This is a genomic window from Ursidibacter maritimus, from assembly GCF_009761395.1.
GTDB classification, from domain to species: domain Bacteria; phylum Pseudomonadota; class Gammaproteobacteria; order Enterobacterales; family Pasteurellaceae; genus Ursidibacter; species Ursidibacter maritimus.
In genome coordinates, this window is record NZ_LEKN01000013.1 from 467402 (window position 1) to 479842 (window position 12441).

The window sequence follows — 12441 nt, forward strand, 5'->3', positions numbered from 1 at the left end:
CAAACATCTTAGGAAACAAAATGAAAATCGCTGTTTTTAGTACCAAAAGCTATGATCGTAAATATCTAGAACAAGCAAACCAACAATATGGTTTTGAACTGGAATTTTTTGATTTTATGCTCAATGAACAGACAGTCAAAATGGCGGAAGGCTGTGACGCGGTTTGTATTTTTGTGAATGATGATGGCAGTCGTGCTGTTTTAACCAAATTGGCTGAGCAAGGTACTAAAATGATCGCTTTGCGTTGCGCTGGGTTTAATAACGTTGATTTAGAAGCTGCGAAGCAATTAGGCTTACAAGTTGTAAGAGTGCCTGCTTATTCACCAGAAGCCGTAGCAGAACATACCGTTGGGTTAATGATGACCTTGAACCGCCGTATTCATCGAGCATATCAGCGGACACGTGATGCTAACTTTTCTCTTGAAGGGCTAATCGGCTTTAATATGCACGGGCGAACTGTTGGCGTAATTGGGACGGGAAAAATCGGAATTGCCACAATGCGAATTTTAAAAGGGTTTGGAATGCAAATTTTAGCATTTGATCCATTCAAAAATCCTGTGGCTGAAGAAATTGGTGCAACTTATGTTGGGTTAGATGAACTTTATGCAAGATCAGATGTAATCACATTGCATTGTCCTGCTACCGCAGAAAACTACCATCTTTTGAACAAAGAGAGTTTTGATAAAATGAAAGAAGGGGTAATGATCATCAATACTAGTCGTGGCTCGTTAATCAATACAACAGATGCGATTGAAGCATTAAAAGAACGTAAAATTGGTGCATTGGGCTTAGATGTATATGAAAACGAACGAGAACTCTTTTTTGAAGATAAATCGAATGATGTTATTCTTGATGATGTTTTCCGTCGTATTTCGTCTTGTCATAATGTCTTACTGACAGGGCATCAAGCGTTCTTAACAGAAGAAGCCTTAATGAATATTTCGGATGTAACACTTTCTAACATTCAAACATTACAAACTCACACGCCTTGTGTAAATCAGGTGAATACATAACCCTATGTAATAAGCGGTGAGAAATACTAAAGATTTTGCAAATAATAAAAAATAGGAAAATAACGTGGCAAAAACAATTCAAGCAATTCGTGGAATGAATGATTGCTCGCCAACTGAAACACCTTTATGGCAATGGGTTGAAGGGCAAATTAAAGACACTTTAGCAAGCTATGGTTACAGCGAAATGCGTAGCCCAATCATTGAATCAACCGCACTTTTTGAACGTGGTGTTGGTGAAGCAACCGATATCGTTGAAAAAGAGATGTTTACCTTTGTGCGTGATGAAGAAAGCTTAACATTACGCCCAGAAGGCACTGCAGGTTGTGTTCGTGCAGCAATTGAACATGGTTGGATCTATAACCAAGAACAACGCTTGTGGTATATTGGCCCAATGTTCCGTTATGAACGCCCACAAAAAGGACGCTATCGCCAATTCCACCAAGCTGGTGTAGAAATTTTTGGTATTTCGAATGCTGAAGCCGATGCAGAGCTTATTCTCTTAACGGCTCGTTTATGGAAAAAATTAGGTATCGATCAACACGTTAGTTTGCAACTGAATTCTATCGGTGGTTTAGAAGTTCGTACTAAATATCGTGAAGCCTTAGTTGCCTTCTTACAAAACCATTTAGATATTCTTGACGAAGATTGTAAACGTCGCTTGCATACTAACCCAATGCGAATTTTGGATACAAAAAATCAAGCAATCCAAGAAGTGCTGAATAACGCTCCTAAACTACACGATTTCTTAGATGAAGAATCGAAAAGCCATTTTGAAACACTTTGCTCAATTTTAGATGCAATGGGAATTCATTATGAAGTAAATCAGAAATTAGTGCGTGGTTTAGACTACTACAATAAAACCGTCTTTGAATGGGTAACCACAGCTCTAGGTGCACAAGGCACAGTATGTGGTGGTGGACGTTATGATGGCTTAGTGGCTCAACTTGGCGGACATTCCACAGAAGGTGTTGGTTTTGCAATGGGATTAGAACGCTTGGTATTATTGGTTCAAGAAGTTAATCCAAATGTTCAACTTGCTCGTCCTGTTGATGTTTACGTTGTTTATCAAGGTACAGGTACAACTGCAGCTGCCTTTAACTTGGCAGAAAGACTACGTTCTGCATTGCCACAATTACGCGTTATGCAACACGCAAGTGGTGGTAATTTCAAAAAACAATTTAAACGAGCAGATAAATCAGGAGCGAAGATTGCACTGGTGCTAGGTGAAAGCGAAGTCGAAAATAATAGTGTTGTGGTAAAAGATCTTTTTGGCGAAGTAGATCAAATCACGATTTCACAAACCGATGTGATTGCGGAATTAACTAAACGTTTTGCATAACGTTTCAATATAGGGAATAAAAAATGAGCGAATATCTTAACAGTACAGAAGAACAACAATTTAATGAAGCAAAGAACTGGTTTAAGCAAAATGGTACGCCAATCTTATTAGCTATCTGTTTAGTGTCAGGTGCAACATTTGGTTGGAATTACTGGAAAAAACATCAAGTTGAAGTAGCTCAAAGCACATCGGCAACTTACCAACAAGTCATGGAAAGCTATTTGCAAGATCCAAGTAAAAACGCACCGCTTGTCGAGAAGTTTATCACTGAACATAAAGGCTCTTATGTCGTCTTTGCTCAATTAGAACAAGCAAAGCAACTTGCTGAAAAAGGCGACTTCAACGCAGTAAAAACACTATTGGAGCAAGCATTGACAACCACTGAAGATGCAACATTGCACAATGTTATTCGTTTTCGTCTAGCAACTGTGGAATATCAACTCAAAAACTTTGATGCCGCATTGTCTGCATTAAGTAATGTGAAAGATAAAGCGTGGGAACTTCGCAAGCAGGTTTTAACCGGTGACATCTTAATCGCTAAAGGTGATAAAGACGCAGCTAAAAGTGCCTATGAACAAGCTAAAGCAAATGCAAAAGCAGAAGAACAACTATTGATCGACGTACGTTTAAATAATTTATAAGTAAGAAAGGATTGTGGCAACACAATCCTTTGTTTTATTTCATTATTAAGGAGACAAAATGAACGGTACTCAATTTCTACAACAATTAAAAAGCGATTTATTTAATGATTGGAAGCCTTTTGAAGTTGCTTGGCTTTTCCTATTCATTGCAGCCCAAATTGGGATTTATATCCATAGCCCAGATTCTATTTTAGGAATGGTAGCGGGTATTTCAGGTATCATCTGTAATGTATTTATCACCAAAGGAAAAATCAGTAACTATTTATTTGGCTTGATCTTTGCATATAGCTATTTCTATGTTTCTTTAGGACAAAATTTCCTTGGCGAAATGAATACAACCTTATACGTTTATATTCCTGCCCAATTTATCGGCTATTTCCTATGGAAAGAACATATGCAAAATGCAGGAAAAAGTGAAGCGGTTATCGTAAAAGCATTAAGTGTAAAAGGCTGGTTAGTACTAGCTGCCTTTATTACAATCGGCACTCTACTTTTCGTGCAAGCATTGAATGCGGCTGGGGGTAGCTCAACAGGCTTAGACGGCTTAACCACTATTATTGTTGTCGCAGCACAAGGTTTAATGTTATTACGTTATCGTGAACAATGGCTACTTTGGATTGTACTAAATATTCTTTCTATCGTACTTTGGGCAGAAAACCCTTCTATGTACATTATGTACTCAGCTTACTTATTAAACTCACTGTACGGTTACTATAACTGGATTAAGCTACAAAAAATGGCTTAATTAGCATTGAAAGCCAAGGTTGATACTTCTCAATCTTGGCTTTTTCCGTTATGCTTTACGCTCCTTTTTCAACTAAATTTAGACCTTGCAATTACCACTACCTATTCATCAAATTGATGATGAAACACTCGAAAATTTCTACTCAGAAAATAGCTTATTGCTGTTAGATTCGCTACATCAAAATTTTATAGATGTCCAACAGCCGTTTTTCTATATCTGGGGTGGACGCAGTAGTGGTAAAAGCCATTTGTTAAAGGCAGTAAGTAATCATTATTTATTGAATAACCTGTCATCTAGTTATATCCCTCTTGAGAAATCCCAATATTTCTCACCTAGCGTCTTAGATAATGCCGATCAGCTCGATGTTATTTGTTTAGATGATCTGCAAATTATTGCAGGTAATGAAGAGTGGGAATTAGCTATTTTTAATTTATTTAATCAAATTCGTGAACAACAAGGGCTATTTAGCCAAGGGAAAAAAACACTTCTACTGATTAGTGCAGACCAACCGCCAAATAGTTTAGCGATCAAACTACCTGATTTACGCTCTCGTCTAAATTGGGGGGAAGTATATCGTCTTGATGATTTAACCGATGAACAAAAACAAACTATTTTACAGCGTAGTGCACACCGCAAGGGATTAGAATTACCTGATGAAGTCGCCAGCTACTTATTAAAACGAATAGATCGAGATCTACAAGTATTACTCAACAAACTTGAAATTTTAGATAAAGCATCGTTGCAAGCACAGCGTAAACTGACCATCCCTTTTATTAAAAGTATTTTAAAGCTTTGATGGGATTAAACAATGAACCATAACAATCAATTTATACTTAGGTATAGGAAAAATAGTTGAGAAACCTCTTAGCTTATTTCCCACTTATTTTTCGCTCATAACAATGATTCACTAATGTTAAAAAGAAACTTTTTAAACCACCTCCCAAAAGTTTGGCTAAATAACCAACTGATTAAGGTACAGATTTTTTAGATGTAATGGACAAAATAAAACGTTAGATACATGAAAGAGAGGATAGTGTTCATCTGTGATGAGTGTTTTTAACGAATTAGATGTGGAAAAGGCACTGATGTGGATACGACGCCATCGGCGTCTTTATTTTCCTTACAAATAATAAGACATACAGGGCATTAGAGATTGCGGAATTATATAAGAAACGTTGGGAAATTGAGGTTTTCTTTAATTTTTTGAAACAAAATTTAAATTTTAGTCATTTATTATCTCACCACTATAATGGAATGCAAGTTGAAATGTATATGGCATTAATTTCGGCGATATTAATATTAGTTTATAAAAAGGAAAATAATTTATCTGGTTATAAGATTACGAAATTAAAAATGGCGTTAGAATTAGAAAGTTTATTAATAAAAGAAGTGGTTATTATTTGTGGCGGAGACCCAAACAAAGCTGATGATGTTTGGGCTCCGAGTTAGGGTTTCGAACAGTTATGGTGAGGACACGAGCACTATCAAGGGAAGAATTTTATTTACCATCATCTAGACTATTTAAATAATCAGCAATTATGTCGCCATGGCATTTTTCAGGTTTGCAATGGCACCCTAATCTTTTCCCTGCTAATTGATGGGTATCCTCTTTTTTCAAATTTGTTGGAAGATTATCCCTTTCAAATCCATATGCAAATTTCTGAATGACACTATCACGACTCAATTCATCAGAATCTTCTCCTATTTGAAAGTCATACATAGAATATGGATTAGACCAAATAGGCTTGTTTTTATCTCTCTTTGGATTTCTACCAATATATTCATATTTATCTCCATATTGGTATGGATCTTCCCTATCAATATTAATAACTCGTGTTATTTTTATTTCTATAAAACGAAATGGTAATTTATAAGCTTTAATTAAATTCAGTTCTTCTTTAAATTCCTCACCATCATCAAAAATAATAGCATGAGTGATATCATTCAAATTAAATTGATCTTTAAAAATAAAACTATATCCCCTAACACTAGAGTATCTTTCAATTAATTTATTTTTATCTTCTAATGCAACAAGAATTAATTCTTTGCTTCTACTCAAAATAATATCCAATTTTCTATTAAATTTACTTTCTGACTTAAATTGCTCAGGGTATAAAATAAGTATTTTTTTCATGCTAATATAAATGTTTAACTGATAAATTAAAATTTGCTTCTTTATTCAAATATTCAATTACTAGTCTTCTATGACAATAATGTGGTTTATGTTCGCTACATAACAGGCATCCATTTTCTAATAAATGATTATTAACTAATTTTTCTATTCTACGTTTTGCCATTAAATTCAGGAAAGAATCCTCGTATTGTTTCCAAGAAATATCTCCTGAACGATATAACTTTAGCAAATTATTAGTTGGAGCTAGTTCAGGCATATGTATATAGTCAATACTGCATAACTCTTTTAAGAAAAATTTAAGATCATTCTTTTTTGCAAATCCAGATAGTTGAGATGAGTTGTTTATTCTTACATCAATTAATAAATTTGTATTAGAGTTACGCAGTAATTCAAAGAATTGCTCAGCCGATTTTTCTGTAAATCCTATTGTATTAATGTTTATCATATTCACCTACTCACTGAATATTGTAGCAACTAATTTATAATGATAGCCATTAAATAGCTCACCTATGCTTAACACTATAATAGCATTATCATAAGGTAGATACTCACTATCTCCTATTCTAGTATCAAATGATGGATCAGTACAGGGAATATCATTATATGGTATATCATTATAAATAAAATCCATTCTCCTTTTTCTGTTTCCATTTTGATCTAAGGATACTCTTAATGTTACATTTGAGACCCTTACAATATACAGAGATGCTCCTATCATTGTATCTTGTGGGATTCTGGCTCCTCTTCCCCATAAATCATTAGGATGATCTAATAAATTAGCTAATTCGTCATTATAATTATATCGATGTATCCACTGGCTATCACTAATCAAATAATCCTCAGGATGGTGATTTCTAGGTACATGCTCAGAGAAATTTATTGAAACCTGATTTAATAATTTACAAGGATATGGCTTAGGTCCTCCCTCAAAAGTTATCCTTGATTGTATATCAGTTATAGCACCTCCATCTCTAGTAGAAACTGGTCTAATCCAGTCATTAGTGAGAATATCTTTACCTGCTATACAAAAATGACCATTTTTTATGGATTTCGCTAATATAACTATTGTTTTATTCATAAAAGTAATCCCTTTGATATTTTAATAGAGAATATTTAAAGATTCACCCTCGCATTCCTAAACAATCTCATCCACGCGCCATCTTCGCTCCAGTCTTCTGGGTGCCAAGAGTTGCTGATGGTGCGGAATACACGCTCTGGGTGTGGCATCATAATCGCTACACGTCCGTCTGTGTTACCGATTGCGGTGATACCTTGAGCCGAGCCGTTCGGGTTGGCTGGGTAGACTTCGGTTGGTTGTAGGTTGTTGTCGATATATTGGGCAATCACAAGGTTTTGTGCTTGCAAATTATTGAGCTGATCTGCCCACTTGAATTCCACTTGTCCTTCACCGTGGGAAACGGCAATTGGCATATGAGAACCTGCCATTCCTGCGAACCAGTGGTTGTTGGTGTCATTAATGCGAACTAAACCAACACGAGCCTCAAAGCGTTCTGATTTATTACGCACGAAACGTGGCCAGTTTTCTGTACCAGGGATAATCTCTGCAAGGTTTGAAACCATTTGGCAACCGTTACATACCCCAAGAGTTAAGGTATTTGGGTTTGCGAAGAATTGGCTAAATTGATCACGCAACATTGGGTTGAATAAGATCGATTTCGCCCAACCGCCACCTGCACCTAATACATCGCCGTAAGAGAAACCGCCACAAGCGACTAACGCATTGAAATCTTTTAAGTTTCTGCGTCCGCTCATTAGGTCACTCATATGTACGTCAATACTGTTAAATCCTGCTCTGTCAAAAGCTGCCGCCATTTCATAATGGCTGTTTACACCTTGTTCACGCAAGATAGCGATGGTTGGTTTTACCCCTTTATTGATATAAGGTGCGGTAATATCTTCGTTGATATCGTAGGTTAAGTGAACTGATAACCCTTTGTTATTCGGGTCTTTTTTCATCTCAAATTCTTGATCGGCACATTCAGGGTTATCACGCAAACGTTGCATTTGATGGGTTAATTCCGCCCAAATCCCACGCAATTCAGAGCGTTTTTCGCTGAGTAATTTGCGTGTACCACGACTGATGTCGAAGCGGTCTTCAGCAACCACTGCTCCTAATTCTTTAGTGATATTGAGCAAGTTGTGTGCTTGGAGAATTTCACGCACTTTGGCAAAGTCGCTGTCAGCAATTTGGATCACCGCACCGAGTTCTTCGTTGAATAAAACGGCTAAATCGTTATCGCCTAAGGCACTGATATCCACATCTACACCACAATTTCCTGCAAATGCCATTTCCGCTAAGGTCGTAATTAAACCACCGTCCGAACGGTCGTGGTAAGCAAGTAATTTCTGTTCAGAAACAAGTGCTTGCATTGCATTGAAGAAGTTTTTCAAGGTTTCAACATTAACCACATCAGCAGGTTTGTCGCCCAGTTGTTTGTAAACTTGTGCCAGTGCTGTTGCACCTAAGCGATTGTTTCCTTCGCCTAAGTCAATCAATAATAAGCGAGTGGCTCCTTTATCGGTACGCAGTTGTGTCGTAACCGTTTTACGCACATCTTCGACACGAGCAAAGGCTGAAATAACCAGTGAAAGCGGTGCGGTAACCGCTTTTTGTTCGCCATTTTCTTCCCAAGTGGTACGCATTGACATTGAGTCTTTACCCACAGGAATCGTAATGCCTAACGCAGGGCAAAGCTCTTCGCCCACTGCTTTTACCGCTTCATATAAGCCCGCATCTTCGCCTGTATGACCTGCCGCAGACATCCAGTTTGCAGAAAGTTTAATGCGTTTAATATCACCGATATCTGTTGCCGCAATGTTGGTAATGCTTTCAGCAACAGCCAAGCGAGCTGATGCTCCAAAATCTAATAATGCAACAGGTGCACGTTCGCCCATTGACATTGCTTCACCGTGGTAGCTGTCTAAACTTGCGGTCGTGACTGCACAGTCTGCCACTGGAATTTGCCAAGGACCGACCATCTGATCACGAGCCACCATTGCGGTAACAGAGCGGTCACCGATAGTGATTAAGAAAGTTTTTTCCGCAACCACAGGCAAACGTAATACACGATGGAAAGCCTCTTTTAGTTGAATATCATCTTGTGCAAGCGGTGGGTTTTCCACAGCTTTTGACGAAACTTGACGGTGCATTTTTGGTGTTTTGCCAAGTAATACATTCATCGGTAAGTCAATCGGTTTATTCTCAAAGTGGCTATCTGCAAGGGTCAAGTGTTTTTCTTCGGTTGCTTCACCGATAACCGCAAAAGGTGCACGCTCACGCTCGCAAAGTGCGGTAAATAATTCGAGTTTTTCAGGTGCAACCGCTAATACATAGCGTTCTTGTGATTCGTTACACCAGATTTCTAATGGCGACATTCCTTTTTCATCACACAGGATAGAACGTAGATCAAATTTACCGCCACGCTCGCCATCGTGGACTAATTCAGGCATTGCATTCGATAAACCGCCTGCACCCACATCGTGAATAAATAGGATTGGGTTATCTTCGCCAAGTTGCCAACAACGGTCGATCACTTCTTGGCAACGGCGTTCCATTTCAGGGTTTTCACGTTGTACTGAAGCGAAATCTAAATCTTCTTTTGATTTACCTGATGCCATTGATGATGCCGCACCGCCACCTAAGCCGATATTCATCGCTGGACCACCAAGCACGATCAACTTCGCACCAACTGGGATTTCCCCTTTTTGAACGTGTTCCGCACGAATATTACCAATACCGCCTGCCAGCATAATCGGTTTATGGTAGCCACGCACTTCTTCTCCACCAAAGCTGTTCACTTTTTCTTCATAAGTACGGAAATAACCAAGTAATGCAGGGCGACCAAACTCATTGTTAAATGCCGCACCGCCAAGTGGGCCTTCAATCATAATATCTAATGCAGACGCAATACGGTTTGGTTTTGAAAGTGGATTTTCCCAAGGTTGTTCAAAGTTTGGGATCACTAAGTTAGAGACTGAAAAGCCTGTTAAGCCTGCTTTTGGTTTTGCACCACGACCTGTTGCCCCTTCATCACGAATTTCACCGCCTGAGCCTGTTGCAGCTCCAGGGAAAGGTGAAATGGCCGTTGGGTGGTTGTGCGTTTCCACTTTCATTAAAATATGCGCATCTTCATTGTGATAACGATATTGTCCATCTTGGTCAGGGAAGAAACGTCCAACCGTTGAACCTTCCATTACCGCGGCGTTATCTTTATACGCAGAAAGCACATAATCAGGCGTTTTTTCGAAGGTATTTTTAATCATTTTGAATAATGATTTTTCTTGTTTATGGCCGTCAATGGTCCAGTCCGCATTAAAGATTTTATGGCGGCAATGCTCTGAGTTCGCTTGAGCAAACATATAGAGTTCAATATCATTCGGGTTACGACCAAGTGCGGTAAAATTCTCCACCAAATAATCAATTTCATCTTCGGCTAATGCTAAACCTAAATTGATATTCGCTTCTTCTAGAGCTTTACGACCGCCTGCTAAAATATCAACAGTAGTAAATGGTTTTGGCTCGTGCTGAGTAAATAATGTTGCACCTTGTTCTACGTTGTCTAATACCGTTTCTAACATACGGTCGTGTAATAAGCCTTTTAAGGTGTCGATCTGCTCTGCTGTTGGCTCTGAACTAAACTCAAAATAGTATGCTAAACCACGCTCAATACGATCTACTGCTTTTAAACCGCAGTTATGGGCAATATCTGTGGCTTTTGAAGACCAAGATGAAATAGTCCCTACACGAGGTGTCACAATTAAGCAAAAGCCGACTGGTTCGTGTTCGGCAAGCGTTGGACCGTAATGTAATAATTCTTGAATTTTGACTGTTTCTGCTTCTGTAAGCGGTGCATTTAGCTCAACAAAATGCAAATATTCCGCATAAACGGACTTAACGGGTAATTGCTGTTGTTGGAATTTTTGAGAAAGTTGATTTAAACGAAATTCTGATAGGGCTGGAGAGCCACGAAAAGTTTGTACAGTCATTACTGAAGTTCCATAAAAATGTAAGAAAATTGGCGTGATTATACCCTATTACGCAAACGTTTGCATTAGTTTGCTTAGGGAGGGTTAGTTGGTATATGATGAACCAACACTATATTTCCTATTGGAGCAAATTTTATGAAAACATCAATCTCACTATCTCTATTAAGTTTAACAATACTATCAGTAACAGCTTGTAGTTCTGGGTCTAACGGTTTACCGACGTCATCAAATACATCTACTTTAAATAAGATACCGAATAGCAGCTCTACTACTTCTTCACAAATATCTTCTACCCCACAATCAGGTACACTAGATAAATTAGGAGAAAATATTAAGGTAGAAAAGAAATCATCTACTGCCACAATTTCTGTTGATGATAAAGCAGTTGAAAATCATAAGTTTATTATTCTTGGTAAAGACTATGGTCACAACAATATTGAACTTGACTTATTTCCACGTTACAAACTTTCGCAAGAAAATTGGGAAGAATCTTTTAATGTTGAAAACGAGCATTGGAATGAAAAGGGATTTTGGCGAATTTATAATCAGCAATACTCTGCGATTGTTGGAAATTTAGAAACAGCAGCATCTGTAAAAAAGATAGATAGGAATATTGTTACTCAAACTAAGATTTTTGAAATAGAAGATGTGGTTGGCTATAACACCAAAACAAATCAATTACCTAAATTAGGAAATGCTCAGTACAAAGGGATCGCTTTTGACAAAGAGCAACAAGGAACTCTTGTCTATCACGTTGATTTCGATAAAAAGCAAGGATATGGTGAAATTGTAGGAATTGACAATGTTGGAAAAATTAATTTAGAAAAAGGCGACATTACCACAACGACAGAAAATAAACATAAATACATCACAGAATACTTTAAATCAAACCAATTAGGTATTTTTGGCACAGCGAAAGCAGAAAAAGCAACTGACGATAAAACTGTTAAAAGTTACCATTTACAGTTCTTCGGTCCAAATGCAGAAGAAATTAGCGGAACGGTATTTACTCTAAAAGAAGATTGGAAAGCAGAAGATGCCGAAGCATCTATTGGGTTTGCAGGAACTAAATAATAAGTTAGTAAGTGTACACCATGTTAGAAAATAGGAGCATTAGTCGATAAAGCATAGTAGAAATTTGTTGCTGTTCTACCCCAAACTATGTCAAGTGAACACAATTGTTGCTAATGTTTATTTTCTTTAAATGTTAGCAACTATTTTTATTTAAAAAACCTTCGATAAACAAAATATTACGTTTTTTTGCTAATTTATTGTGACTCTTTAAAGTTCAAGAAATAATCCTTCTAAACGATTTGCCATCCTTTCTATATTTAGTTCAATGCAAATTTATAATAAAGACTCTTCTCAGTTTTAATGACAGGATGATAGACGATGTTTTAGAGCGGGTATCGATTAAAACTAATACACTAAACTCACAACTAAAAAGTTCAGATATGCAATAAGATTCAGATATTTTTGTTTTCCTAATGGTGTAATCACTGCAAATACTGAACTAACACACAACTTAATCCTCCTATATGCAAAAAAACCGCGAGTTATCA

11 protein-coding genes are annotated in these 12441 nt (G+C 37.4%); 7 read left to right on the forward strand and 4 right to left on the reverse strand.

Translation table 11 applies throughout. From position 1 onward, the window contains the following. The first annotated feature begins 20 nt into the window (after positions 1 to 20). The 6 genes from A1D26_RS05240 (at position 21) to A1D26_RS05265 (ending at position 5187) form a co-directional block, all read left to right on the forward strand. Positions 21 to 1013, forward strand: a complete 993-nt coding sequence (locus A1D26_RS05240) for a 2-hydroxyacid dehydrogenase (protein WP_157403017.1) — start codon at positions 21 to 23, stop codon at positions 1011 to 1013. 64 nt (positions 1014 to 1077) lie between these two features. Then, positions 1078 to 2352, forward strand: coding sequence for a histidine--tRNA ligase (hisS, locus tag A1D26_RS05245; RefSeq protein ID WP_157403018.1), 1275 nt, complete (start codon positions 1078 to 1080; stop codon positions 2350 to 2352). A gap of 23 nt (positions 2353 to 2375) precedes the next feature. Beyond that, complete coding sequence (locus A1D26_RS05250) at positions 2376 to 2993, forward strand: YfgM family protein (RefSeq protein ID WP_157403019.1); 618 nt, start codon at positions 2376 to 2378, stop codon at positions 2991 to 2993. A 58-nt stretch (positions 2994 to 3051) separates the two neighbouring features. Next, positions 3052 to 3738, forward strand: coding sequence for a nicotinamide riboside transporter PnuC (gene pnuC, locus A1D26_RS05255; protein ID WP_157403020.1), 687 nt, complete (start codon positions 3052 to 3054; stop codon positions 3736 to 3738). An 85-nt stretch (positions 3739 to 3823) separates the two neighbouring features. Next, positions 3824 to 4534, forward strand: coding sequence for a DnaA regulatory inactivator Hda (gene hda, locus A1D26_RS05260; RefSeq protein ID WP_157403021.1), 711 nt, complete (start codon positions 3824 to 3826; stop codon positions 4532 to 4534). A gap of 317 nt (positions 4535 to 4851) precedes the next feature. Continuing rightward, complete coding sequence (locus A1D26_RS05265; RefSeq protein ID WP_269777908.1) at positions 4852 to 5187, forward strand: transposase; 336 nt, start codon at positions 4852 to 4854, stop codon at positions 5185 to 5187. Positions 5188 to 5236: 49 nt separating this feature from the next. On the opposite strand, the gene A1D26_RS05270 is transcribed toward A1D26_RS05265, so the two are convergent. Genes A1D26_RS05270 through purL form a run of 4 tightly spaced genes read right to left on the reverse strand, consistent with a single transcriptional unit; the run spans position 5237 to position 10879 of the window. After that, complete coding sequence (locus A1D26_RS05270) at positions 5237 to 5872, reverse strand: DUF4326 domain-containing protein (RefSeq protein WP_157403022.1); 636 nt, start codon at positions 5870 to 5872, stop codon at positions 5237 to 5239. Position 5873: 1 nt separating this feature from the next. Beyond that, complete coding sequence (locus A1D26_RS05275; RefSeq protein ID WP_218958707.1) at positions 5874 to 6317, reverse strand: DUF488 domain-containing protein; 444 nt, start codon at positions 6315 to 6317, stop codon at positions 5874 to 5876. A gap of 6 nt (positions 6318 to 6323) precedes the next feature. Further along, a complete protein-coding gene (locus A1D26_RS05280) occupies positions 6324 to 6950 on the reverse strand; it encodes a dual OB domain-containing protein (protein WP_157403023.1) in 627 nt (208 codons plus the stop codon). Positions 6951 to 6985: 35 nt separating this feature from the next. Continuing rightward, positions 6986 to 10879 (reverse strand): phosphoribosylformylglycinamidine synthase, encoded by a 3894-nt coding sequence (gene purL, locus A1D26_RS05285; RefSeq protein ID WP_157403024.1) that lies wholly within the window; start codon positions 10877 to 10879, stop codon positions 6986 to 6988. Between the two features lie 135 nt (positions 10880 to 11014). Here purL and A1D26_RS05290 point away from each other — a divergent pair, with 135 nt between their 5' ends. After that, positions 11015 to 11953 (forward strand): factor H binding protein domain-containing protein, encoded by a 939-nt coding sequence (locus tag A1D26_RS05290; protein WP_157403025.1) that lies wholly within the window; start codon positions 11015 to 11017, stop codon positions 11951 to 11953. Positions 11954 to 12441 lie beyond the last annotated feature (488 nt).